At 38.5% G+C, this 26874-nt stretch carries 22 protein-coding genes, 6 tRNA genes and 1 other annotated feature; of the genes, 6 read left to right on the forward strand and 22 right to left on the reverse strand.

Annotation, left to right across the window (positions count from 1 at the left end; translation table 11 throughout):
• Positions 1-423: 423 nt before the first annotated feature.
• The 3 genes from clpB to rluD all read right to left on the reverse strand — a co-directional run bounded on the left by clpB (position 424) and on the right by rluD (position 4852).
• Positions 424-2997 carry an ATP-dependent chaperone ClpB gene (gene clpB, locus DK865_RS00830; protein ID WP_023580969.1) on the reverse strand — a complete coding sequence of 858 codons (2574 nt, stop codon included), beginning with the start codon at positions 2995-2997 and terminating at the stop codon, positions 424-426.
• 145 nt (positions 2998-3142) lie between these two features.
• A complete protein-coding gene (gene yfiH, locus DK865_RS00835; RefSeq protein WP_109390930.1) occupies positions 3143-3874 on the reverse strand; it encodes a purine nucleoside phosphorylase YfiH in 732 nt (243 codons plus the stop codon).
• The gene (rluD, locus tag DK865_RS00840; protein WP_023580971.1) at positions 3875-4852 is read right to left on the reverse strand and encodes a 23S rRNA pseudouridine(1911/1915/1917) synthase RluD; all 978 of its coding nucleotides are present in this window, start codon (positions 4850-4852) and stop codon (positions 3875-3877) included.
• Between the two features lie 135 nt (positions 4853-4987).
• Between rluD and bamD the strand changes: the two genes are divergently transcribed.
• The 3 genes from bamD (at position 4988) to pheA (ending at position 7793) form a co-directional block, all read left to right on the forward strand.
• Positions 4988-5722 (forward strand): outer membrane protein assembly factor BamD, encoded by a 735-nt coding sequence (gene bamD, locus DK865_RS00845; RefSeq protein ID WP_023580972.1) that lies wholly within the window; start codon positions 4988-4990, stop codon positions 5720-5722.
• 271 nt (positions 5723-5993) lie between these two features.
• The gene (gene raiA / locus DK865_RS00850) at positions 5994-6329 is read left to right on the forward strand and encodes a ribosome-associated translation inhibitor RaiA (protein ID WP_023580973.1); all 336 of its coding nucleotides are present in this window, start codon (positions 5994-5996) and stop codon (positions 6327-6329) included.
• Between the two features lie 155 nt (positions 6330-6484).
• Positions 6485-6600 (forward strand) — a sequence feature (Phe leader region).
• Positions 6601-6635: 35 nt separating this feature from the next.
• A complete protein-coding gene (gene pheA / locus DK865_RS00855) occupies positions 6636-7793 on the forward strand; it encodes a bifunctional chorismate mutase/prephenate dehydratase (RefSeq protein ID WP_023580974.1) in 1158 nt (385 codons plus the stop codon).
• 63 nt (positions 7794-7856) lie between these two features.
• On the opposite strand, the gene DK865_RS00860 is transcribed toward pheA, so the two are convergent.
• Positions 7857-9197 carry an anaerobic C4-dicarboxylate transporter gene (locus DK865_RS00860; RefSeq protein ID WP_023580975.1) on the reverse strand — a complete coding sequence of 447 codons (1341 nt, stop codon included), beginning with the start codon at positions 9195-9197 and terminating at the stop codon, positions 7857-7859.
• Between the two features lie 627 nt (positions 9198-9824).
• Between DK865_RS00860 and DK865_RS18595 the strand changes: the two genes are divergently transcribed.
• Positions 9825-9998 carry a hypothetical protein gene (locus DK865_RS18595; RefSeq protein ID WP_162556598.1) on the forward strand — a complete coding sequence of 58 codons (174 nt, stop codon included), beginning with the start codon at positions 9825-9827 and terminating at the stop codon, positions 9996-9998.
• A gap of 88 nt (positions 9999-10086) precedes the next feature.
• On the opposite strand, the gene tyrA is transcribed toward DK865_RS18595, so the two are convergent.
• From tyrA to ffh, 7 genes are all read right to left on the reverse strand, one after another.
• A complete protein-coding gene (tyrA, locus tag DK865_RS00865; protein ID WP_023580976.1) occupies positions 10087-11211 on the reverse strand; it encodes a bifunctional chorismate mutase/prephenate dehydrogenase in 1125 nt (374 codons plus the stop codon).
• 26 nt (positions 11212-11237) lie between these two features.
• A complete protein-coding gene (locus DK865_RS00870) occupies positions 11238-12332 on the reverse strand; it encodes a 3-deoxy-7-phosphoheptulonate synthase (RefSeq protein WP_036911860.1) in 1095 nt (364 codons plus the stop codon).
• A 409-nt stretch (positions 12333-12741) separates the two neighbouring features.
• Positions 12742-13095, reverse strand: a complete 354-nt coding sequence (gene rplS, locus DK865_RS00875) for a 50S ribosomal protein L19 (RefSeq protein WP_023580978.1) — start codon at positions 13093-13095, stop codon at positions 12742-12744.
• Between the two features lie 52 nt (positions 13096-13147).
• Entirely contained in the window at positions 13148-13900 is a 753-nt protein-coding gene (gene trmD, locus DK865_RS00880) for a tRNA (guanosine(37)-N1)-methyltransferase TrmD (protein WP_006534750.1), read from the reverse strand.
• 38 nt (positions 13901-13938) lie between these two features.
• Positions 13939-14484 carry a ribosome maturation factor RimM gene (rimM, locus tag DK865_RS00885; RefSeq protein WP_006534751.1) on the reverse strand — a complete coding sequence of 182 codons (546 nt, stop codon included), beginning with the start codon at positions 14482-14484 and terminating at the stop codon, positions 13939-13941.
• Between the two features lie 18 nt (positions 14485-14502).
• Positions 14503-14751, reverse strand: a complete 249-nt coding sequence (gene rpsP, locus DK865_RS00890) for a 30S ribosomal protein S16 (protein WP_004244772.1) — start codon at positions 14749-14751, stop codon at positions 14503-14505.
• 137 nt (positions 14752-14888) lie between these two features.
• Positions 14889-16250, reverse strand: coding sequence for a signal recognition particle protein (gene ffh / locus DK865_RS00895; protein ID WP_023580979.1), 1362 nt, complete (start codon positions 16248-16250; stop codon positions 14889-14891).
• Positions 16251-16423: 173 nt separating this feature from the next.
• On the opposite strand from ffh, the gene DK865_RS00900 reads away from it, so the two are divergent.
• Both DK865_RS00900 and DK865_RS00905 read left to right on the forward strand, forming a co-directional pair.
• Positions 16424-17224 (forward strand): cytochrome C assembly family protein, encoded by an 801-nt coding sequence (locus DK865_RS00900; protein ID WP_023580980.1) that lies wholly within the window; start codon positions 16424-16426, stop codon positions 17222-17224.
• Between the two features lie 34 nt (positions 17225-17258).
• Positions 17259-18533, forward strand: coding sequence for an HlyC/CorC family transporter (locus tag DK865_RS00905; protein ID WP_036911865.1), 1275 nt, complete (start codon positions 17259-17261; stop codon positions 18531-18533).
• Between the two features lie 92 nt (positions 18534-18625).
• Here DK865_RS00905 and DK865_RS00910 read toward each other — a convergent pair whose 3' ends face one another.
• From DK865_RS00910 to alaS, 11 genes are all read right to left on the reverse strand, one after another.
• Positions 18626-19375: a hypothetical protein gene (locus DK865_RS00910; RefSeq protein WP_109390931.1), complete on the reverse strand. Its 750-nt coding sequence runs from the start codon at positions 19373-19375 to the stop codon at positions 18626-18628.
• A gap of 194 nt (positions 19376-19569) precedes the next feature.
• The gene (gene luxS, locus DK865_RS00915; RefSeq protein WP_109390932.1) at positions 19570-20085 is read right to left on the reverse strand and encodes an S-ribosylhomocysteine lyase; all 516 of its coding nucleotides are present in this window, start codon (positions 20083-20085) and stop codon (positions 19570-19572) included.
• 162 nt (positions 20086-20247) lie between these two features.
• Entirely contained in the window at positions 20248-21828 is a 1581-nt protein-coding gene (gshA, locus tag DK865_RS00920; protein WP_109390933.1) for a glutamate--cysteine ligase, read from the reverse strand.
• 185 nt (positions 21829-22013) lie between these two features.
• A tRNA-Arg gene (locus DK865_RS00925) sits at positions 22014-22090 on the reverse strand.
• 50 nt (positions 22091-22140) lie between these two features.
• Positions 22141-22217: transfer RNA gene (locus DK865_RS00930), tRNA-Arg, on the reverse strand.
• Positions 22218-22267: 50 nt separating this feature from the next.
• Positions 22268-22344 (reverse strand) — tRNA-Arg (locus tag DK865_RS00935).
• Between the two features lie 55 nt (positions 22345-22399).
• Positions 22400-22476 (reverse strand) — tRNA-Arg (locus tag DK865_RS00940).
• Positions 22477-22565: 89 nt separating this feature from the next.
• Positions 22566-22642, reverse strand: a tRNA-Arg gene (locus DK865_RS00945).
• Between the two features lie 9 nt (positions 22643-22651).
• Positions 22652-22744: transfer RNA gene (locus DK865_RS00950), tRNA-Ser, on the reverse strand.
• A gap of 465 nt (positions 22745-23209) precedes the next feature.
• Positions 23210-23398, reverse strand: a complete 189-nt coding sequence (csrA, locus tag DK865_RS00955) for a carbon storage regulator CsrA (RefSeq protein ID WP_004244778.1) — start codon at positions 23396-23398, stop codon at positions 23210-23212.
• Between the two features lie 221 nt (positions 23399-23619).
• Entirely contained in the window at positions 23620-26247 is a 2628-nt protein-coding gene (gene alaS / locus DK865_RS00960) for an alanine--tRNA ligase (protein ID WP_023580984.1), read from the reverse strand.
• Positions 26248-26874: the final 627 nt, after the last annotated feature.

Raw genomic sequence — 26874 nt, forward strand, 5'->3', positions numbered from 1 at the left:
CAACATTCGCTGCCGTTTCCGGTCTTCTGCGTTGTTGCGAGGAGGTGCATTCTACATCTTCCTCATTCAGTGTCAAGCGTTTATTTTCAAGGCTTTTCACTTTTTTCTTTGTCCTCTTGGCTAACTCACTTAGCGTGGTTTGCCGTGACAACGAGGGCGCATTATAGGGAGTTTTCTGAATGTGACAAGTATTATTTTAAAAAAAACTTTCGACAGCGCACTTAATAACCAATTTAGCCTTTTAAGTATAAATAATAGACACCTTCTGCCTAAAAAAGTTTCAAATATAAAAAATGGCATTTGCTGATTGTCTTCATTCTCCCCAACTAAAACACAAAACATAAAAAAAAGAGGCTTATATAAGCCTCTTTTTCCGTTTCACATCATATCTTATTTATCGTAATAAATAGAGAAGATGCTCTATTACTGTTTTGCAATTATCTTATTATCATCTAAATCTAAGATAATCTCTTTGCCCGGTAATAATTTGCCAGACAAAATGTCTTGAGCTAATGGGTTTTCAACCTCTTGCTGGATAGCCCGTTTCAATGGACGTGCACCATAAATTGGGTCGAATCCAACTTCACTCAATTTCTCTAATGCAGCCCCAGTGATAGTCACGTGATAACCACGCTCTTCTAAACGCTGGTATAAACGACGCAACTGAATTTGTGCAATCGCTGCAATATTTTCTTTACCTAATGGGTGGAATACCACAACTTCATCAATACGGTTGATAAACTCTGGTCTAAAATGATGACCAACAACATCCATCACAATATTTTTCATTTCAGGATAATCAATTGTCCCGAAACGTTCTTGAATTAAATCAGATCCTAAGTTCGATGTCATAATGACAACTGTATTACGAAAATCGACTGTTCTACCTTGCCCATCGGTTAAACGACCATCATCCAATACTTGTAATAAGATATTGAATACATCTGGATGCGCTTTTTCAACTTCATCTAATAAGATGACTGAATAAGGACGACGGCGAACGGCTTCTGTTAAATATCCACCTTCTTCGTAACCAACATATCCTGGAGGCGCCCCCACTAAACGAGAGACGGAGTGTTTTTCCATAAATTCAGACATATCGATACGAACCATTGCATCATCACTATCAAACAAGAAGTTCGCTAATGCTTTACACAACTCAGTCTTACCAACCCCTGTAGGTCCTAAGAATAAGAACGAACCAATTGGGCGATTCGGATCAGATAATCCAGCACGGCTACGACGAATAGCATTAGATACTGCACTCACAGCCTCAGCCTGACCAATAACACGTCTATGTAACTCTTGTTCCATTCTTAGCAGTTTTTCACGTTCCCCTTCTAGCATTCTAGAGACAGGAATACCGGTCCAACGCGCTAAGATCTCAGCAATTTCAGCATCAGTGACTTTATTACGTAACAGCTTCATATGCTTATCTTCAGCCTTATTAGCTTCAGCAAGCTGTTTTTCTAACGTCGGGATTTGTCCATATTGGATCTCTGACATTTTTGCCAAATCCCCACTACGGCGAGCTTGCTCTAATGCGATACGAGCCTGCTCTAATTCCGATTTAATATGTTGCGTACCCGTAAGCTCTGCTTTTTCTGCTTTCCACTCTTCTTCTAAAACAGAATACTCTTTCTCTTTTTCAGCAAGTTCTTCATTTAGCATCTCTAAACGTTTTTTACTTGCCTCATCAGACTCTTTTTGCAGTGCTTGTTGTTCAAGTTTCAGCTGAATGATACGTCTATCAAGTCTATCTAGTGCCTCTGGTTTGGAGTCCATCTGCATACGTAGACTTGCGCCCGCTTCATCAATTAAATCAATCGCTTTATCTGGCAACATACGGTCAGAAATATAGCGATGAGATAAAGTCGCTGCCGCAACAATTGCAGGGTCTGTGATTTGAACATGATGATGAAGTTCATAACGTTCTTTTAGACCACGTAAAATAGCGATAGTATCTTCAACTGTTGGCTCAGCTACATACACTTTTTGGAAACGACGCTCTAATGCAGCATCTTTTTCAATATATTGACGATATTCGTCAAGTGTTGTTGCACCCACACAGTGTAATTCACCACGAGCTAATGCAGGCTTTAACATATTACCAGCATCCATAGCACCGTCTGCTTTACCTGCGCCGACCATCGTATGTAATTCATCAATAAACAGAATGACACTGCCTTCCTGTTTAGATAAATCATTCAAAACCGCTTTTAAACGTTCTTCGAATTCACCACGATATTTAGCACCTGCTAATAACGAGCCCATATCTAAAGAAAGTACACGTTTATTCTTTAAACCTTCAGGGACTTCACCATTAACAATACGTTGAGCCAAACCTTCAACAATCGCCGTTTTACCTACACCCGGTTCACCAATAAGCACTGGGTTGTTTTTAGTACGGCGTTGAAGAACTTGAATGGTTCTTCTTATTTCTTCATCACGGCCAATAACCGGATCGAGTTTGCCTTGTTCTGCTCTTTCCGTTAAATCCACAGTATATTTTTTCAATGCCTGACGTTGGTCTTCTGCATTTTGATCGTTCACTGTTTCTCCACCACGTATTTTTTCAATCGCTATCTCAAGACTTGCTTTATTCGCTCCGGCTGCTTTTAGCATGTCAGCAACTTGACCACCTGTTTCTATGGCAGCTAAAAGAAAGAGCTCTGACGAAATAAATTCGTCACCTTTTTTCTGTGCTAATTTATCGCACAAATTAAGGTGCTTAATTAAATCATTTGAGGGATGAACCTCTCCACCAGCACCTTCGACTTTAGGTAATCGAGACAAAGCGTCATTAATTCGCTCATTAAATTGCGATGCATTAACACCTACGGATGTTAATAGAGGGCGAATTGAGCCGCCTTGTTGATTAAATAACGCACTCAGTAAATGTATGGGTTCTATAAATTGATTATCGTTCCCAAGTGCCAATGACTGGGCGTCTGCGAGAGCTTGCTGGAATTTGTTGGTTAATTTATCCAGACGCATAACACCTCCAAGTAAAATTTAAAGTAAAATTCGTAACTGGAGAATAGATGAGGTCATTTTGACAATATTCAAGCTCAAAATAAAAATTTTGAGCAAAAATATTCATCAATATTTGAGATAAGTGAGAAAAACGTTGCGAGGAAGTTTATTTAATCCAGATTAATGATGCCATTCGACCTGTTACGTGCTCTCGTCTGTAAGAAAAGAAGCGCAATGGATCAGTTACAGTACAAAAATCGCCACCATAAATCTGAGTTATCCCACTTTCCTGTAAAATTATTCTCGCTAACATATAAATATTAGCTAAGTATTTACCGTTATGGGGAATAAATGCAGGCTCAAAGACAATATTTTTTTCTATAAACGCCAAACGGACTTCTGGTCCAACCTCAAAAGCGTTAGGTCCAATTGCAGGCCCTAACCATGCCATAATTTGATCTTTAGGAGCGTTAAACTTCGCAAGTGTATTTTGCAATACACCGTGGCAAAGCCCTCGCCATCCACCATGAGCTGCACCAACTTCTGTTCCATCAACCGTTGTAAAAAGGACAGGCAAACAATCTGCCGTCATAATGGCGCAAACTTTTTTCACCGTAGAAGTGTAAAGGGCATCACCTTGTATTTCATTATTTTTCTCAGTACTTAGCGTGACAACATGAGTACCATGAACTTGTTCAAGCCATAGTGGCATTTCAGGTAATTGGGCTTGTTGACAAAGTCTGCGTCTATTTTCTTCGACATCAGATAATTTATCACCAACATGAGTACCTAGATTGAGACTGTTATAAGGTGGCAGACTAATCCCCCCTTCTCTCAAGGTACTGCAAGACCCAATATTTTCAGGTTGTGGCCAATCTGGAAAAATCAATGAAGTCATTTACCAATCCATTTCATCTTTAAACTGTTCAACGTCAGCTTTTAGTGCATCGATAAGCTTAACCATATCATCAGGTAATGGGGCATGCCATTCCATTTCAATACCTGTTATTGGATGGTAAAGACGTAACATCGTCGCGTGTAGAGCCTGTCTATCAAATAAACGTAACGTTTCACGTAATTCATCTGAAGCCCCTTTTAAAGGACGAGGTCTTCCTGCATAAAGCTGATCACCAATTAAAGCATGATGAATATGAGCCATATGAACACGAATTTGGTGAGTACGACCTGTTTCTAAACGTAAACGCAAACGTGTATGAGCGCGAAAATGCTCCATAACACGATAATGTGTTACCGCGGGTTTACCCATTGGGTGCACAGCCATATGTGTACGTTTAGTTGGATGTCGAGAAATAGGCTCATTCACTAATCCTCCCGCAGTCATTCTCCCTGTTGCCACCGCTTCATACTCACGTGTGATTTCACGACGTTGTAAAGCTTCGACTAAATGCGTTTGAGCAGGTACTGTTTTTGCAACAACCATCAAACCTGTTGTATCTTTATCCAATCGGTGGACAATACCTGCACGAGGTACATTAGCAATCTCTGGATAGCGATAAAGTAATGCGTTTAATACGGTGCCATCTGGGTTACCAGCACCAGGATGTACAACAAGATCTCTTGGCTTATTGATCACTAAAATATCATCATCTTCATAGACGATATTTAACGGAATATTCTGAGGCTCCCAGCGAACTTCCTCTTCAATTAAGGCATCGACTTCAATTTTTTCACCGCCAAGCATTTTTTCTTTTGGCTTATTGATGATTTTATCGTTAACCTGCACTCTATTGTCTAAGATCCACTCTTTTATACGAGATCTTGAATAATCAGGGAACATTTCGGCCAAAGCTTGATCTAAGCGTTGACCCAGCTGTGAATCTGCGACTGTAGCATTAAGTCGTATTTGTTGAGACATAAATAATTTTCTATTAATTAAGTTAGTGTTTTGACGGCACAGCCGTTTCATTTAAAATGAGTTATAGTGTAACCGATTTCAGGGGAGCTTCACGGAGAGACTCCCCAAACCTATTCAGAGGATAATCAATACGTGATGAGACGCATTAAATACCTGGTGGCAGCGGCCACTGTAAGCCTGTTACTTACTGGCTGTTCGAGTTCAGACAAAGACGCTACTGCCGATATGTCGCCTTCTGAGCTTTACTCAACCAGTCAGGAAAAATTGCTAGATGGCAATTATGGAGCGGCTATCAAACAATTAGAGTCTCTCGATAATCGCTATCCTTTTGGTCCTTACTCGCAACAAGTTCAACTCGATCTGATTTATGCTTATTATAAATCCGCGGAACTACCAATGGCGATTTCTGCAATCGACCGTTTTATGCGATTAAACCCAACCCATCCTAATATCGACTATGTTCTTTATATGCGTGGCTTAACAGCTCAAGCATTAGATGATAGTGCATTACAAGGATTCTTTGGTATTGACCGTTCAGACCGTGATCCTCAACATGCAATCGTGGCATTTAAAGATTTTAGTCAATTAGTTCGTTACTATCCAGACAGCCTTTATGTCGCCGATGCAACCAAACGCCTAGTCTTTCTTAAAAACCGTTTAGCAAAGTATGAGCTTTCTGTTGCGAAATTCTATACTAAACGAGGGGCTTATGTCGCGGTTATTAATAGAGTAGAGCAAATGATGCGTGATTATCCTGATACACAAGCGACGCGTGACGCACTCGTGTATATGGAAAATGCTTATAAAGAATTAGGTCTGACACAAGAAGCAGAAAAAGTAGCTTCACTGATTGCCGCCAATCCAGCCTAACTAAAACATCACCATCAAAAACAGCAGCTTATCGCTGCTGTTTTTTTATTCTTTTCTCGCTAAATTGTCTTTACTTTTCATCAGCCCAACCTTTCTAATATGACTGAATACATGCAACTTAACAAGCGGTCTTTTTCAGCTATATATCATTTGTCACGTTTCTATTACTAGTTACACATACATCTAACAAAAAGTGATTTTGATCATATTTTAAATTGTGTATCACGATATTCTGAAGCTATCGAAGACGGAGTAATAAAGAGGTAACTTTATGATTATAAATATTACTAGCAAACAAATGGAAATTACCCCAGCACTACGTGAACACATTGAAAGCCGTCTAACTAAACTCAATAAATGGCAGGTGAATTTAATCAATCCTCATATTATTCTTACGAAAGATCCTAAAGGTTTTAGTGTTGATGCCAGCATTCATACACCAAATGGGCAATTGGTCGCTAATGCACAACATGTCGATATGTATGCGGCAATTAATGACTTACTCGCAAAACTTGAACGCCAATTAAACAAAGTTCAGCATAAAAACGAATCTCGTCGGGCTAATAACAGTCTGAAAGAAGAAAATTTACTTGTCGATGAAATGTAAATAGTAAAGCAAGATTAAAAATTAGAATAAATCACTGACTCAAAACGCCTCTGCGCATCTTCATGATGCGCTTTTTATTGTATTTTTCTTGACTCCTTTCACATCATCATGTTTGATAGCAATATGTTAAATAATTTACCAATCAATATAATGAACAAACATTCACATTTGTCTTTCTTCTTTTTCTTTCTACTCTTTCATTAAGAGGCTTTGTCATTTCAGAAAGAAAAGTAAGAACGACAATAGCCTCCAAATTGGAGGCTTTTTTATTTATGATGGTATGACATAACGGTATAGGGCTTAAACATGGAAAAACTCGATTTATTAGCAATCAGAGATAAAATCACAACGTTAGATTCAGAATTACTCACGTTGTTAGCAAACAGACGACAATTATCTGCTGATGTTGCTCAATTTAAATTGAATACACATCGCCCTATTCGAGATAAAAATCGTGAGCGTGAATTACTTGATTTATTAATTGAGAAAGGAAAAAACGTTGGGCTAGATGGTTTTTATATTAGTCGTATTTTTCAAATGATCATTGAAGACTCTGTATTAACACAACAAGCCATTCTACAACAACATCTCAATGCCACCCCCAATGAATCAGCCAGAATTGCTTATTTAGGGCCTAAAGGCTCTTATTCACATATTGCTGCTCGTCAATATGCAGCCCGCCATTTTGATACCTTCGTTGATTGCACTTGTCAGAAATTTGACGACATTTTTACACTTGTTGATACCGGACAAGCCGATTACGGTTTACTGCCCATTGAAAATACGAGTTCGGGTGCAATTAATGATGTTTACGACTTACTGCAAACAACCTCAATCTCTATTGTTGGAGAAATTCGCATCCCGATTAATCATGCACTTTTAACAAGTGTTGATAGCAGTACAGAAGAGTTGCAAACTATTTATAGTCACCCTCAACCCTTTCAACAATGCAGTCATTATTTAAATCAATATCCAAACTGGAAAATTGAATATTGCGAAAGTACAGCGGCGGCAATGGAGAAAGTCGCGCTCGCACAATCACCACATGTTGCAGCTATTGGTAGTGAAGCCGGCGGCTCTCTTTATGGTTTAAAACCTTTAGCTAATAATCTAGCAAACCAACAAATAAACGTAACACGCTTTATTGTTATTGCACGAAAAGCCATTGATGTTTCAGAGCAAGTACCGGCTAAAACAACCTTCTTAATGGCAACGGGGCAACAAGCGGGTGCATTAGTCGATGCATTAATGATTTTAAAAAAATACGATATTATTATGACAAAACTCGAGTCTCGCCCTATTAATGGAACACCTTGGGAAGAGATGTTTTATATTGATGTTCAAGCAAATCTACGCGATATCAATATGCAAAAAGCCTTACACGATTTATCACAAACCACACGCTCATTAAAAATACTAGGCTGTTACCCCTCAGAAAATGTTGTTCCTGTTGAAGTGAAATAACCTCGCTTAAAAAGAAAAGCCAGATAGCATATAACTATCTGGCTTTTTTTATTTTAAATTTAATTATAAGAAACCATACATCGCAGCAAATACCCAACCAAAGACACAGGAAACGGTTACACCAATTAATCCTGGTAGAATAAAACTGTGATTAATAACAAAACGCCCTATTCGAGTTGTACCTGAACGGTCGAATTGAATTGCCGCTAAATCACTAGGATAAGTAGGAAGAATATAGTAACCATAACAAGCAGGTGCCGAGGCAATAATATAAGCAGGATCAACACCAATACCCAACGCTAAAGGAACAATTGCGGCTAAAGCTGCCGCTTGTGAGTTCACAAATTTAGACACTAATAATAAGACAACGGCATAAGCCCAAGGGTATTCTCGTACTAATTGCCCCAATGCTGCTTCTATTTCTTTCATATGTGCAGAGAACATTGTCTCTGCCATCCAAGCAATACCATACACGGCAACAATGGCTATCATCCCTGAACGGAATACTTCATTTTTAGAAATAAGAGAAGGGTTAGTTTTACAAATTATAATAATTGATGCGCCAGCTAATAACATAAACATCTGAATAACGAGCACCATAGATAATGGTTTGCCATTAAATACAGGACGTATTTCAGAGAAAGCACCTAATATTGCAACAACAGCAATTGCACCTAAAAAAATCCACATTGCTACCCAGTTTTTCATAGGGAGCTTTTTATCTAGAAGTGTTGCGGTATCACCATAAACATAATCATGGTTTTCAGGAACTGAGACAAATTCTTGGAAACGTTGATCTTTATCTAAATCTTTTCCTCTAAACCAGCTAAAGATACCAATGGCTAAAATACCGATAAAAGTAGAAGGAATAGTTATTGCTAATAAATCTAAAAACTCAAGGTGTTTACCATTAAAAGTCACATCACCAAGCATTGCGACTAATGTCACCACGGCAACGGAAACTGGGCTGGCAATAATCCCCATTTGAGAGCCGATTGTACTTGCCGCCATGGGTCTTTCTGGGCGAATATTATTTTTAATCGACACGTCATAAATAATTGGCAATATGGTATAAACAACGTGTCCGGTGCCACATAATATTGTAAGAGTACAAGTTACGAGTGGTGCAACAATAGAAATATATTTTGGATTTTTGCGTAATAATTTTTCTGCTATTTGCAACATAACATCTAATCCACCCGATGCTTGTAATGTCGCGGATGCAGAAACAACGGCAATAATAACTAACATTACATCAACAGGTGGTTTTCCTGGAGGAAGGTTAAAAATAAAAACTAAAATAACCAGACCAACACCACCTAATAGACCTAATGCAATTCCTCCCTTCCTAGCCCCATAAAATAGACATACTAATATAATGGCGAGTTGTATTAAAAAATCCATAGTTTACCCCTTGAATAAAACTTCGGAATACATATAAAAATAATACAAAAAAAATATTAAGCACTTATTGCAAAAAACCGTTGTTTATAAAATAAATTTACGCCATCTGCTATAATGTTTTTTTTGATCATTGTTATAGTTTTATATATTGCGTTTTAGTTTTAGTAAATTTCAAGATCTCATCAACAAATAATTCGTAATAAAAGACAATATCGAACATAAATAGCCATTTAATTAAACCAAGAAATAACAATCCAATAACAAGGCATTACTGTATATAAAAATCAATAATTTCTAATTATCAAAAAAACATTAAAATCCTATTAAAAATAGAAGTTTAATCACTTATTTTTCCGATATAACGTTATGCATGATTGGTTTGCTTCTTATGAAATACCAAGAGAGGTTGTTAGATAAAATAGAATTATGCTTTAAGCATAAATAGGATGGTAACATGGAAAAATACATACCATTAATTTTAAACATATTTTTTATCATTTTCACAGCAAATACTTATGCATCACAAATTTCTTATTCTGAAATAACAGTAAGTTCGATAAGCAAACTTCATTGTACTGTAAGCCCATGTCCTGATCCTAAGGATTATTAAATTAAAAGGATTCTAGTATGAGTAAACTATTTATATTAATCACAACACTATTATTTAGTAGTTATACGTTATCTATTTATGATGAAAAAACTAATAGCGACACCACTGATAACAATAATAGTCTTTATAGTATATCAATCAGCACAACGCCTACAGAGCCATGTGTTTGGCCCCCTTGTGATGATTGGTAATAATCAATAAATATTAGAATGAGGTTATAAATAAAAAGCCAGTCACTTCACCTTTAATTGACTGGCTTTTTATAAACAGAGTTTTTAATTATATTCGGCTATCATTCGCTTTTTGTAATAAGACACCACTCTCTTTCATAAATTGAGAAGCATAATCACCAAACCAGTCACTCACGTTATTAAATGAATGAACAAACTCACTCTTTGCATTAATATCTAATAAATCGATAGCTTGACCTAATGATTGATGATATCGACGGATTAATTCAATATTCTCTTCCGATGACAAAATAATATCAGCATACAGTTGCGGGTCCTGAGCAAATAGGCGCCCTATCATTGCCAATTCTAAGCGATAAATAGGAGATGACAGTCTTAATAAACGGGCTAAATCAACTTTTTCTTTTGCTAAATGCTGACCATAAGCAAAGGTCGTAAAATGTCGAAGTGCTTGAATAAAACTCATGTTTTTATCATGTTCTTCTGGCGTAATCGCCTCAATTTTTGCTCCCCATACCATTAACTGCTCTAACAACCAATCAAATGCAGTGTGGTTTCGCCCTTCGCAGTACGCCACAACTTGTTTTGCTAAGCTAGGTACGTCAGGACCAAACATGGGATGAAGACCTAAAACGGGTCCACTATGTGCCTTTAACATCGCCTCTAAAGGGGCTTTTTTAATAGAAGCAAGATCTACAAGTAAACAGTTTTCAGGTAAAGCAGGAAGTTCCTTAATCACATCAACCGTTAGATGAATAGGCACACTGATAATCACCATGCCTGCATTGTCAAAAATAGCTGGCGATTTCGTTTGCCATTCATCAGCTTCTAAGCTTTCGACCTGATAGCCAGAGAGAGTAAACAAACGAGAAAAGAGTTTACCCATTTTCCCATTTCCTCCCACAATAACGATTTTACCTAATTGAGGATTGAGTGTTTTAAATCCCTTGTCATTTTCTTTAGTATAGGATTCTCGCATGACTCGGCGTAATACATCTTCAATTAAATCAGGGGAAATCCCCATCATTTGTGCATCATCACGACGAGAAGCAAGCATGGAGGCCTCTCTATCAGGTGCATAAATCGGTAAGCCATGACGATTTTTAACTTCTCCCACTTCAGCTACCAATTGCATTCTTTTTGCGAGTAAAGAAAGCAGTGATTTATCTACCTGATCAATTTGCTCACGCAAACTTTGTAATTCTTCAGCCATCTATGCTTGCCTCTTTTTCTTGATGATTAACTAACTTTTTTTAACTGCGCTTCACGCTGAACCAAAATCGGGGAAAGTTGAGCATGTAAATTTCTTAACACAGACTCTGTTGTTTCCCAACTAATACACGCATCGGTTACTGAGACACCGTATTTCATTTCACTACGAGATTGCTCTGAAGATTGATTGCCTTCATTAATATGGCTTTCTAGCATAATACCTGTGATAGATTCATTACCTTTAGTGATTTGCTCAATCACAGAATCAACCACTGCCGTTTGACGACGAAAATCTTTATTAGAATTACCATGGCTACAATCAATCATTAATGATGGTTTTAATCCTGCTTTTACCATCTGAGCTTCACATTGAGCAACATTTTCTTCATGGTAGTTTGGTGTTTTCCCGCCACGTAAAATGACATGCCCATCAGGGTTACCTTGTGTTTGCAATAAACAAACCTGACCTGATTGATTAATTCCCATAAATCGATGTGGCATAGAAGCGGCTTTCATCGCATTAATGGCAGTATCTAAATTACCATCTGTTCCGTTTTTAAACCCAACAGGCATTGAAAGCCCTGATGCCATTTCACGGTGAGTCTGAGATTCTGTTGTTCGGGCTCCAATTGCAGACCAACTAAATAGATCACCTAAGTATTGTGGATTGTTAGGATCTAACGCTTCCGTCGCCAGAGGCAGACCTAATTGCACAAGTTCAGTCAGTAGTTTACGGGCAATATGTAACCCTTTCTCCATTTCAAAGCTACCATCCATAAATGGATCACTAATTAAGCCTTTCCAACCAACAGTTGTACGAGGTTTTTCAAAGTAGACACGCATCACAATGTACAGACTATCACTTAATTCAGACGCTAAGACTTTCAGACGTTTGGCGTAATCTAACGCAACATCAACATCATGAATGGAACAAGGTCCACATACCACGAGTAAGCGAGGATCACGTCGCTGGACAATTTCAGAAATTGTTTGACGTGACTGAGCAATGGCATGCAGATCATTGCGACTCAATGGGTATTTTTGTTTTAACTCTTCAGGAGTAATTAAAACCAGCTCTTCGCTAATATTCACATTATTGAGTGCGTCTTTTTGCATGATCATAATCTTTACCTTTTTTATATCTGTCATTGTGATTTTTGTGTGTCTGAAAGATAAGATAACACGGGATGTAAAGAAATCAATCCATATTTTTAATGTTTTTGACAAATTCGTAATGAAAGGTTTACACAAACCACTTTAACCACAAATAAATAATGCATAACAATAAGTTACAAATAACAAAGCAAACAAAAATAATGTGATGAAGATTGTATTAAAACATCATTTTGTAAAAATATATTTACAGTTTATCTTTTAATGAATATCACGATAAGGAGAATAGATAAGATAGGGATATAGAAGTAAAAAAGATAAAAAAGAATAAACAATATTTTCAATATGGGGGGAGATATAAAAAAAGGTCAGCAAATGCTGACCTTTTAACAATAACTTTCGGATGTGCGAAAGCGTATTATTTAGCGTTAAGACGCTCTTTGATACGAGCAGCCTTACCTGAACGCTCACGCAGGTAGTACAGTTTAGCTTGACGAACCGCACCACGACGTTTCACAGTGATGCTATCTACGACTGGAGAGTGAGTTTGGAATACACGCTCAACACCTTCGCCATTAGAAATTTTACGAACAGTGAATGCAGAGTGCAGACCGCGGTTACGAATAGCGATAACCACGCCCTCGAATGCCTGCAGACGTTTTTTAGAACCTTCAACAACCCATACTTTAACTTCTAAAGTGTCACCAGGACGGAATGAAGGAACATCTTGCTTCATCTGTTCTTGTTCGATTTGTTTAATAATATTGCTCATAATAACTCTCTTACCCTAGGTAAACTGATATTAATGACATCTTGTGTCAGACTTACTCTGCTGTTCCGGACAGATGTTCCCGTTGGAACTCTGTTAACAGCACTCTTTGCTCGTCAGTCAGAGCTAGGCTTTCCAGAAGCTCAGGTCTTCTTAGCCAGGTTCGACCCAGTGATTGTTTCATGCGCCAGCGATTAATATGAGCATGGTTGCCTGACAGTAAAACTGCCGGAACTTCCATACCATCTAAAACCTCTGGGCGAGTATAGTGAGGATGATCCAGTAAACCTTCAGCAAAAGAATCTTCTTTCGCAGAGGCTGCGTGTCCGAGAACACCCGGTACAAAGCGCGCTACTGCATCTATCATTATCATGGCAGGTAATTCCCCACCACTTAATACGTAATCACCGACAGACCACTCTTCATCGATTTCAGTCTGAATGACACGCTCGTCTATACCTTCATACCGACCACAAACCAGAATTAACTTCTCATTTGTTGCCAGTTCACAAACTCCTTGTTGATCGAGTTTGCGTCCCTGAGGTGATAAATAAATCACCTTTGCTCCATCACCTGCCGCAGCTTTTGCTTGATGAATGGCTTCCCTTAAAGGTTGAACCATCATCAACATACCGGGACCACCGCCATAAGGACGATCATCAACAGTATTGTGTCTGTCGTATGTAAAATCTCGGGGATTCCAACATTCTACATTGAGCAGACCATGCTTCACTGCCCGACCAGTCACCCCGTACTCGGTTATAGAGCGGAACATTTCTGGAAATAGGCTAATTACCCCAATCCACATTTTTGTGTCCCACTATTGAGAACCGTTAACCGGATAATCTAAAAACCAGGATCCCAATCAACGATAATTTTTTTCGCTGAGAGATCGACTTTCTTGATAACCTGCCCATCAAGAAACGGAACTAACCGTTCCCCGATACCGAACGCATCTTTCAGATTCGCTTTAATCACCATGACATCATTTGAGCCCGTTTCCATCATGTCTGTAACGACACCCAGATCGTAGCCTTTATCCGTTTCTACATGGCAACCCATCAGATCTTTCCAGTAATATTCACCTTCAAGTTCTGGAAGTTGCGAAGCATTCACGACAATTTCAAAATTAGTCAGGAAATTGGCCGCATCTCTGTCATCAATACCTTTTAGCTTGACGATAATATCTTGGTTGTGATGTTTCCAACTTTCAATTTCAATGGTTTCCCACTGTCCATGACGCTGAATAAACCACGGTTGATATTCAAAAATGTTTTCGGCGTGTTCGGTGGAGGAAAAAACTCTGAGCCAACCACGGATCCCGTAAGGTGAGCCCAACTTACCCATAACAATAGGTTCTACAGGCTCTTTTAAGGTTTTTTGTTCGCTCATTGTTACCACCGCGACAGATTAAGCGCTTTTCTTCGCTGATTTGATCAGGCCAGCAACACGTTCTGAAACAGTTGCGCCTTGAGCAACCCAGTGTTCAACACGGTCTACGTCTAAACGTAATTCTTCTGCATTACCGGTTGCCAGTGGGTTATAAAAACCTACACGTTCAATGAAACGACCATCACGCGCATTGCGGCTATCGGTTACTACTACTTGGTAAAACGGACGCTTTTTTGCGCCGCCACGAGCTAAACGAATTGTTACCATAACATCCTCATTAGTTAATAAAACAACCAGACGCCATCGAGGAACGGAGTCCGGTTGTCATATAAAAAGCCCGAAAAGTTTACTCACTTTGGCGAAAAAAGCAATCCAAAGCACGTTTTTTTTCAGGCTTTTTGATTTTATCGGCCTGGGAATCCAGGTGGCATCATACCTTTCATGCTACGCATCATCTTAGCCATGCCACCTTTTTTCATTTTTTTCATCATACGTTGCATATCATCAAACTGTTTTAATAAACGGTTGACGTCTTGCACTTGTGTTCCTGAGCCCGCTGCAATACGGCGTTTTCTGGAGCCTTTGATGATTTCTGGTTTTTGGCGTTCTTTTTTAGTCATGGAGTTAATAATCGCTTCCATTTTCACTAAAATTGAATCATCCATTTGTGATTTTACAGCATCTGGCACCTGAGACATACCTGGCATTTTGCTTAACATACTCGCCATGCCGCCCATGTTCTTCATCTGCTTTAATTGATCTAAGAAATCATTTAGATCAAAACCATCACCTTTTTTAAGTTTTGTTGCGAGCTTCTCAGCTTGTGCTCTATCAACTTTGCTTTCAATGTCTTCAATTAAAGACAGAACATCCCCCATGCCTAAAATACGAGAGGCAATACGATCTGGGTGGAAAGGTTCTAAGGCTTCTGTTTTTTCCCCGACACCGAGGAATTTAATTGGTTTACCCGTGATATGGCGAATTGATAATGCCGCACCACCACGCGCATCACCATCAACTTTGGTTAATACAACCCCTGTTAATGGCAATGCTTCATTAAATGCTTTTGCTGTATTTGCCGCATCTTGCCCCGTCATGGCGTCAACAACAAACAGGGTTTCAACTGGGTTAATGGCTTTATGGAGAAGTTGGATCTCTTCCATCATGCCTTCGTCTACGTGTAAACGACCTGCCGTATCCACCAGCAATACATCATAGAATTGAAGTTGCGCATGTTTTAATGCATTACTTGCAATTGTGACTGGATTTTCTTGAACAGTCGAAGGGAAGAAATCTATGCCAACCGTTTCGGCTAACGTTTCAAGCTGTTTAATCGCTGCTGGGCGATAAACGTCAGCAGAAACAACAAGAACTTTTTTCTTCTTTTTCTCTTTTAAGAATTTACCGAGTTTTGCGACACTGGTCGTTTTACCGGCACCTTGTAAACCAGCCATTAACACCACAGCGGGTGGCTGTGCTGATAGGTCAAGGTCGGTATTCACTTCCCCCATCGCATTAACGAGTTCATTTTGAACAATCTTCACAAACTCCTGACCCGGGGTCAGGCTTTTGTTAACTTCATGCCCTACTGCGCTCTCTTTGACGCGCGCAATAAAATCACGAACCACGGGTAAGGCAACGTCAGCTTCTAATAAAGCCATACGCACTTCACGCAGTGTTTCTTTAATGTTTTCTTCGGTCAGTCTTCCTCGACCGCTTATATTGCGCAATGTGCGCGATAGTCTGTCACTTAAATTCTCAAACATTATCTTAGCTCAGTGTTAAAGTTGGGCTTATCGGTCATGTATGCCACCGATTATATCACGATGACTCGCGGATCTCTGCATAGAGATTTAAGCTTAATGACTTCAATAGTTGGAGCCGTATGCTCCTAGCGCTATACTAGGAAGTTATTCACACAATATATGTAAGCGAAACTATGCCCGTTATATCAATCTCTATCGTCGCTGTCTGCGCTTATTTACTCAGTCTGGCGCTGTTTTTACCCGGTCTGTTACGAAAAGAGCAGAATGGATACCGCGGATTAGCGCTATTATTTGCGGTAATTGCGCTTGTTGCACATGCCGTTTCATTAAAATTTTTAATTTTCCGTCCCCATAGTGGACAGAATCTTTCACTCACCAATTTAGGTGCGATTGTTAGCCTGATGGTCTGCGTGATCATGACGATTGTGGCTTCTCGTGGTCGTGCATGGTTCTTGCTGCCTATTGTTTACTGTTTCGCAATAGTCAATCTTGTTATTGCTGCATTGATGCCCGGTGAGTTTGTTACACATCTTGAAAGTAGCACATCCCTCTTTATTCATATTGGGCTAGCTTTATTAAGCTATGCCACACTGTTAATCGCGGCTTTATATGCATTACAACTTAGTTGGCTTGACTATCAACTAAAAAATAAGAAACTAAAATTCTCACCTCAAATGCCACCGTTAATGTCAATTGAGCGTAAAATGTTTCATATCACACAAGTGGGTGTGGTATTGCTGACACTAACCTTATGTACAGGTTTGGTGTATATGGATAATATTTTTGGTAAAGAAAATATCCATAAATCTATTTTCTCTATCATTGCTTGGTTTGTTTACATCATTTTATTATGGGGACATTTCCGAGAAGGATGGCGAGGAAAGAAAGTCATTATCTTTAATTTGATTGGCGCTATTATTTTGACATTAGCTTTTTTTGGTAATCGTTTATTACAAGAGTTAGTGCTTAATTAATTTTCTATTTTAGGGTAGCAAAAGGATCTCAATTTTGGAGCATGTGTCGACAACTACGCTCATTATCATACTTGTCTGTATGATTATTGCCTCAGCTTATTTTTCTGGGACTGAAACCAGTATGATGACGATTAATCGATATCGTCTTCGTCATGCTGCGAAACAAGGAAATCGCGCTGCAAAACGTGTGGAAAAATTATTACAACGTCCTGACAGATTGATTAGTTTAGTATTGATTGGCAATAATCTAATTAATATTGTTGCATCTGCACTAGCAACCATTGTTGGCATGCGTTTATATGGTGATGCTGGTGTAGCAATCGCCACGGGTGTGCTGACTTTTATCATCCTTATTTTTGCTGAAGTGCTGCCAAAATCAATCGCGGCACTTTATCCAGAGCGCGTTGCTTATCCAAGTAGTGTTATTCTCTCTCCTTTGCAAAAACTGATGCTGCCTATTGTTTGGTTTTTTAATAAAATCACATTAATACTCATGCGCATTTTTGGTATCAAATCCCCAGTCATACAGGGAAATGCGGTCTCAAAAGAAGAGTTAAGAACTATCGTTAATGAATCTAAATCAAAACTTTCTCAAAGAAATCAGAATATGTTGCTGTCGATTTTAGATTTAGAAAAAGTGACGATTGGCGATATTATGGTGCCAAGAAATGAGATTTTTGGTATCGATGTCAATGATGAATGGAAATCTATCGTAAGACAGTTAACACATTCGCCACATGGTCGAATTGTGCTTTATCGAGATACTCTTGACGATGCGATTGGGATGTTGCGAGTACGAGAAGCTTATCGCTTAATGACAGAGAAAAAAGAATTTACCAAACAAATTCTGATGAAAGCCGCCGATAAAATCTACTTTATTCCAGAAAGCACCCCCTTAAATCTACAGCTCGTCAACTTCCAACGTAATAATGAAAAAGCGGGTGTTGTGGTTGATGAATATGGTGAAATTCAAGGTTTAGTGACCGTTGAGGATATTCTTGAAGAGATTGTTGGTGACTTTACTACCTCGATGTCCCCCTCTTTAGCTGAAGAAGTTATCCCTCAAAAAGACGGTTCATTATTAGTTGATGGCACAACAAATATTCGAGATATCAATAAAGCTTTTGGTTGGCATTTACCTGAAGATGAAGCTCGAACGATCAATGGCGTCATTATTGAAGAGTTGGGTGACTTACCTATTGTAGGTAATAAAATAAAAGTGAGTGACTACGAATTTGAAATACTTGAAGTTCAGGATAACGTCATCAAGAAGGCGTTAATTCGCCACCTTTCAATTCCCCATCATTAGGTGATGAATAGCCCTGATATAAGTTAATAAGTTAACAACTTTCAGACATAAAACGCTCGATGAATCTCATCGGGCGTTTTATTTTTTACTGTTTATCCTAACTCAAATCGTAATTTGCTATTACGAAAGTCAAACTCTCTGGCACCTTTCATATAGAAAGGCTCTATCACTTGTTCTTGTACTAGTTTGGCTGGCTTTAATTGTTGATAATCAGAATAGAAACCATGATTTTTGACCCACATAACTAAGTTTAATGCTGGCTGATAAGAGTAATCAGCACCATACTCTTCACGCCTACAAATAAAACACGCAGTTTCACCTTTATTTAAAGTCAGAGAAAGGGACTTGCGCGGAAAATTAGTAATAAGCGCGCCTTCATCGTTTACCGCTTCAATATTAAAATGATGAGGTGCTAAACTACGAATATTTTCATATTTCAACTGCGAATTCTCACCGCTATAACTGTTTGTTTTAATTTCATCCTGTTGAAAATACCAACGATATTGCTCTTCTTCTTTTTCTTTATAAAGATAATCACCACTTATTTTCATGATGGTGTTTGTTTGTGATTTAGTGATTTTGGCAAGTAATTCAGCATTGAGTTCAGACGATAGCAATAATAAATCAGGCTTAATAATAAGCTCTGGTTCGCACTGAGTGCGTTTAACATACTTTTTGTGGACTCTTTCTAAGTAACGATATTCAAGTGCTTTAGAACGTCCTTGATAGAAAAAGGCATCTTTAGGAAATTGAGTACGTAATGTGCCTTTACCTACAAAATAAAATTCTCGAACAAAAAACTCTAACACTAATTTAGGTGATGAAAATTGACGATTTTCCATGACAGAAGTGCACTCCGTGTATTAAGCATAAATTTAATCCATTACTGTGCTAACAATATAAGAAGATAAGAAAATAAAACAATGAAGTAGAGAAAAGAAAAATAATAAAGGAGGTGAAAATAAAAAAAGAGACAATAAATCAGGATGCGAATTTCCTGATCTATTATCCCCTAATTGTCTAAATTAGCCGTAATTTAGATATGTAGCTCTTTTAAAGTCTCTTCAGGCAGTGCTAATTCATCGTTATGATTAATACCAATACGATGAGATAAAATATCTCGTGCGATATCTTGTGCTTCTGTCAGAGAGTGCATTTCATAGGTACCACATTGGTACACATTCAGTTCTGGGATATGGTTTTGATCTTTTACTTTCAACACATCTTCCATTGCCGCTTTCCACGCATTAGCGACACGTTGCTCTTCAGGTTGCCCAATTAGGCTCATGTAGAAGCCTGTACGGCATCCCATTGGGGAAATATCAATTATCTCAACACCATTACCATTAAGATGGTTACGCATAAATCCAGCGAATAAATGCTCCAGAGTATGGATACCTTTCTCAGGCATGGCTTTTTTATTTGGCACAGTAAAACGTAAATCAAATACCGTGATGGTATCACCTGATGGCGTTTTCATTGTTTTAGCAATGCGTACAGCAGGTGCTGACATACGTGTATGATCAACAGTAAAGCTATCCAATAAAGGCATAAAAAACCTCCTAAGAAAAATTTAAATATTTTTAAGAAAAAATGAAACTTTCTGCAAGTAGCTCGGTCTTAGTAATGAATACGCGCAAATTGTTATCATCCCTATTTCTCTATAGAATTTTTTAGCCACACAAATTTTAGTGTGGCTTTTTTCTATCTAAGTTTAGGAAGCCACGTTATCAGTACTTGTCCCCGCATGGATCTTCAAATACTCGTCAAAAGAAATGGTATCACTCTTTTCTAACTCTTCTTGACGTTTTATAGATGAAATTCTCTCATGATCAAAAGCTTCATCGGTTAACGTTTCATAAGGTGTTTTAATTAATTCTTGGTAATATTCTTCAGCTAAAGACAAGCCGAAACCACCAATGCCTTGCGTTTTAATTTTATCTAAAAGTCTGCCAGAGAAAGTTAATTCAGGATTATCGAACATTTCTTCTAACTTAACGCAAACTTCCATATATTGAGTGCCTGAGCAACAATCGAGAACATTAGCGACACGTTCTAAATCAGCAAATAAGGCTTTACCAACTTGCGCGAGTGGCTCTTTTCTTTCACCACAACCCATTCCAATAACTTGACCAGGCTTACGCCCTTCTAGAATAACGTTATTCCAATTTGAACGGCAGCACGCTAATTCAGAGGCACTCATTTCTGGCGCATCCGCTAATACACACCAGATCAAGAATAAATCAAGGAAACGAATTTGAGTTTCGTCAACACCAATTGGCGTAAATGGATTGATATCAAGTGAGCGAACTTCAATATATTCAATACCGCCACGTAATAACGCATCAGAAGGTGATTCATCCCCCTTAACCACACGTTTAGGTCGAATAGGCGCATAAAGTTCATTTTCAATCTGCAACACATTGGTGTTTAACTGAATATACTTACCGTCTTTGTTAACACCTAATTTAGCAAACTCTTCAGAAGGCTTATGAATCGCTTTTTTCAAGCCTTTGACATAAGTTTCAAGATGATTAAAGGTGATATCGAGATCGCTTTGAGATTTATTGGTATATCCTAAATCACTTAAACGTAATGAAGTTGCATAAGGTAAGAACTTCGCTCCTTTAGGCGTACTTTCAAATGGTAAATTTGTTTCTCTCCCTTTTAAGAAAGATCCACAAATTGCCGGTGATGCACCAAAGAAGAATGGAATGATCCAGCCAAAGCGATAGTAATTTCGAATAAGACGTAAATAACCGTCAGAAATCACCTCTTTCCCACTCTCTTCATCTTTTACATTTGCCCATGCTTGCCAAAATTCGATAGGCAGTGAGAAATTATAATGCACACCTGAAATAGTTTGCATTAACGCGCCATAACGATTTTTAAGTCCTTCACGGTAGAGTGTTTTAAAACGCCCAACATTAGATGTGCCAAATTGAGCCAGCGTAATCTTATCTTCCGCTTCAATAAAGCAAGGCATACTCATAGGCCACATACGTTCATTATCTAAGTGACGTGCTGTATAGCGATGTAAATCACCTAAAAAATGCAAGGTATGTGCAATGTTGTCATCAACAGGTGTTATAAACTCTAATAGAGATTCGGCAAAATCCGTTGTGATCCATTTATGAGTTAACGATTTCCCTAATGATAGAGGGTGCTCTGTTGATGCTAAATTGCCTTCTGGCGTAACTCTTAAAGTTTCACGCTCTATACCACGGTGGATGCCACATAAAACTTTAGGGTGTGCTTCCAACCAAGAAAGCGCTTTTGATACGTCCGGGATCAAAGGTGACCTCCCGTGTTGATTGATGTTAGTAAATAGATGGGAGTTACTTTATCGCAAAGTCACGAAATTGTCGCTGATTAGATGATGTTAGCATTGTTAGTTGATGCTAAACAGAAGCGTTATATTATGAGAAATTATAGAATAGTAGAAAGCAAAAAGCCCCGCTATTAGCGAGGCTTTTAATATGGTGCATCCTGGAGGATTCGAACCTCCGACCGCTCGGTTCGTAGCCGAGTACTCTATCCAGCTGAGCTAAGGATGCAGGTCTGACATTTTGCTAGAAATACTCAAACTAAGATATCTAATAAAAGATGGTGCATCCTGGAGGATTCGAACCTCCGACCGCTCGGTTCGTAGCCGAGTACTCTATCCAGCTGAGCTAAGGATGCAGGTCTGACATTTTGCTAGAAATACTCAAACTAAGATATCTAATAAAAGATGGTGCATCCTGGAGGATTCGAACCTCCGACCGCTCGGTTCGTAGCCGAGTACTCTATCCAGCTGAGCTAAGGATGCATCGTAGTTATCTTTCTAGCCACTCATATTGCAATTGGCAATCTGAGTAATGAGATGGTGCATCCTGGAGGATTCGAACCTCCGACCGCTCGGTTCGTAGCCGAGTACTCTATCCAGCTGAGCTAAGGATGCGCCGTTTTAATACTTTACGCTTTTAATGCAAATTATTCACCATTTGCACCAAAATAAAAACCCCATACATTAATCATGGGGTTGGAATATGGTGCATCCTGGAGGATTCGAACCTCCGACCGCTCGGTTCGTAGCCGAGTACTCTATCCAGCTGAGCTAAGGATGCAAATCTAAATGGCGGTGAGAGAGGGATTCGAACCCTCGATGCAGCTTTTGACCGCATACTCCCTTAGCAGGGGAGCGCCTTCAGCCTCTCGGCCATCTCACCATATTTAGAACCACTCGAAGAAGTTCTTACTGAACATCTCGTCTCTGTGTGGCGCACATATTACTTTCTCAGCCTAAGAAGTCAAACAATTTTTCTCAACTTTTTACGAATATACGTTTGTTTGAACACTTCACAAACAAACTGATGCGTTTATCATCAAGATTGGCTAAAAAAGTTCTAAACACAATGATATCGCTGATGAAAAATCATTCAAGTATTTTATTCTCTTAGTAAATAAATTAATTCACACATCAAATAATTGTGAAGCGAATGATTAGAGGTAAAAAGACTTTCAATTCTGTCAATCAGAATAAACGGATAGTGCAATAATAAATACAGCTCAAGGAGAGCAAAGATAGGAACAAAGAAGGGAATCAAAAGTCTTATAAAGAGAAAAGCGCCCAAACCCGGCAAAAGTGTGGACGCTTACGAATGAATTGTAACTAACTAAAAATGGGATCTGATTTAGTAGTTATCAGTAGGCTGAGTTTTCTCGGCCTGAATTCGTTGATAGATCTCTTCACGATGGACTGATACTTCTTTGGGTGCATTTACGCCAATCCGTACCTGATTACCTTTAACCCCTAAAACGGTTACGGTCACATCATCGCCTATCATAAGCGTTTCACCAACTCGACGAGTTAGAATAAGCATTCTTTGCTCCTTGAAAATTTACAAGAGTCGGGTCTCTAGAATTTCCCGGCCATTATCCATCATACATTGTCAATTCGTATAATCATTATTTATCACAAGTCACTTATACTTCATAACAAAATATAAATTTAGTGATTGATTATTTAACGGATTATCAATATCTCTATAAGGCGTTATCCCTATATAAACAGGGATAGCGCCTTTTTTCAGGTTGCTATCGCTTACAGATGCGATTCAACCCACTCGTCAACACTTGCCAAAGCTGCTGGTAAGGCTTCAACATCAGTACCACCAGCTTGAGCCATATCAGGGCGACCGCCACCTTTACCGCCAATTTGCTGTGCTACAAAACTAATTAGCTCACCCGCTTTAACTTTAGCAGTTAAATCTTTAGTGACCCCAACAATTAAGCTCACTTTACCATCAGAAATAGTAGAAAGCACAATAATTGCAGAACCTAATTGATTTTTTAAATCATCAACCATTGTTCTTAACATTTTTGGCTCAACACCATTAAGCTCACGAACTAAAAGTTTGATACCTTTCACGTTTTTAGCTTGGCCACCTAAAGAGGAACTCTCTTGGGCAGCTTGCTGATCTTTTAGTTGTTGGAGTTCTTTTTCTAATAAACGATGTTTTTCTTGGACAGTTTTGATTCTTTCGACCAAGTTTGTACCATCACTTTTTAGAACCTGTGCAACAAGAGAAATAAGATCTGATTGCTCATGAATGCTCTCAATTGCAGCAACCCCCGTAATCGCCTCAATACGACGAATACCGGCTGCTGTACCTGATTCACTGACAATGCGGAATAAACCAATATCCCCCGTTCTAGAAGCGTGAGTACCACCGCAAAGCTCAGTAGAGAAGTCACCCATAGTTAAAACACGAACGCGTTCGTCGTACTTTTCACCAAAGAGTGCCATCGCACCTTTTTCTTTCGCATCTTCAAGATCCATTAACTCAGTGACAACCGGTGAGTTCAGACGAATTTGCGCATTTACAATATCTTCAATTTCTCGTAATTGTTCTGGTTTAACGGCTTCAAAATGAGAAAAGTCAAAACGCAGATATTTATCGTTAACTAAAGAACCTTTTTGAGTCACATGCGTACCCAAAACTTGGCGCAATGCTGCATGTAATAAGTGCGTCGCAGAGTGATTTAAACGAATAGCATCACGACGAGTAATATCAATTGTGGCATTGATTTTATGGTTAACAATAAATGACCCTACGTTAACTTTACCAATATGACCAATAGCTTTACCGTATTTTTGCGTATCTGTGACTTCGAACAAGCTATCTTTACCCGTTAGAACACCTTTATCACCAACTTGACCGCCAGACTCTGCATAAAATGCGGTTTTATTTAAGAAGATAATACCTTCTTCGCCCGCTTTTAATTCAGTGACTGATTGTCCGTTATGGAAAATAGCAGTAATGGTGCCCTGCTGTTCATCATGCTCATAACCGGAAAACTCACTGCGACTATCCACTTTGATTAGACTATTATAGTCAGTACCGAAACCGCTGGATTCACGAGCACGTTTACGTTGCTCTTCCATCGCGACTTCAAAGCCTTTTTCATCAACTTTGATATTTCTTTCACGGCAAACATCCGCCGTTAAATCGAGAGGGAAACCATAAGTATCATAAAGACGGAAAGCCGTTTCACCAGGAAGAACGTCATCTGTTAATTGTGCAAGCTCTTCATCTAATAGTTGAAGACCACGTTCTAATGTACGAGCAAACTGCTCTTCTTCTGTTTTCAATACTTTTTCAACGATAGCTTGTTGACGTTTTAATTCTTCACCTGCTTCTGCCATAACTTCAATTAATGGAGCAACTAGCTTATAGAAGAAGGTATCTTTTGCGCCAAGCATATAACCATGACGTACTGCACGACGAATAATACGACGTAACACGTAGCCACGACCTTCATTAGAAGGAATAACACCGTCGCAAATAAGGAATGAACAGGAACGAATATGGTCGGCAATAACACGTAATGATTTATTACTTAAATCAGAAGCATGAGTTACTTTCGCGACTGATTCAATTAATGAACGGAATAAATCAATATCATAGTTAGAGTTTACATGCTGTAAAACAGCGGTAATACGCTCTAATCCCATACCAGTATCAACAGAAGGTTTTGGTAATGGGTCCATTGTACCGTCTGACTTACGGTTAAATTGCATGAAGACGATGTTCCAGATCTCAATATAGCGATCGCCGTCTTCTTCTGGTGATCCTGGAGGTCCCCCCCAAATATGGTCACCATGATCATAAAAGATTTCAGTACAAGGTCCACAAGGGCCTGTATCACCCATTTGCCAGAAGTTATCTGATGCAAATGGTGCACCTTTGTTATCACCAATACGGATTATTCTTTCTGCTGGAATACCAATTTCTTTATTCCAAATGTCATAAGCTTCATCATCTGTGGCATATACCGTTACCCAAAGTCTTTCTTTAGGTAAGTTGAACCACTCTTTGCTTGTTAATAATTCCCAAGCAAAATTGATTGCATCATGTTTGAAATAGTCACCAAAACTGAAATTACCTAGCATTTCAAAAAAGGTATGGTGACGAGCAGTATAACCCACATTTTCTAAATCGTTATGTTTACCACCAGCGCGCACACAGCGTTGCGCGGTTGTCGCTCGGGAATAAGGTCTATTATCCAATCCAAGAAATACATCTTTGAATTGGTTCATCCCTGCGTTTGTAAACAGCAATGTTGGATCGTTATTTGGAACCAAAGAACTGCTAGGTACTATTTGATGTCCTTTAGTATGAAAAAAGTCGAGAAACGCCTGACGGATCTCAGCGGTGCTTTTGCTCATAATTATCCCGAAATCAAGCTGGAAAAACAGAAATTAGAAATCTAGTTAGAGGAGGTTTACTGTTACCTCTACTTAGCCAACGAATACATAAGTAGGGATAAGATAGAATTTCTTCTGTCAGAAGTAAAACCCCCGATAAACTTATTCGTGTTGACATTGTAAATCGTCTAGTTTTTTTCTGAAAGTGGGATTGTTATCTGAGAATGGGACTTTTCTCTATTTAAGAGCAATTATCTTGGGAAATGTTATCAACGCAAAGTATTTTCATTTTGTAATTATTAAAAAGTATTTGTTATTAATGATTCTTTATAAGATTACTCTTTATACGTTTCTTTTCTCTGAATAATCGCTTTTTATCATAGTAACTAGTTATAAACACATAAGCATGATTACTTAAACAAGATATTAAGAGCACGATAACTTACTAAAATAAAAGCGCTTATCAGTATAAAGTTCATCTTATATCTCGACAAACCTTTAAATACTATTTAATTTAGATCCAAATATATTGAAGATATTTATCTTTATTTGTCAATTATTTATAATCTGGTTTAACCAGATCATAGTAATGATTCTTATTTGCATTATTTATTAACAAAGATATATCACCAAAATTTCACTATATAA

The organism is Proteus cibi, from assembly GCF_003144405.1.
Classification (GTDB): domain Bacteria; phylum Pseudomonadota; class Gammaproteobacteria; order Enterobacterales; family Enterobacteriaceae; genus Proteus; species Proteus cibi.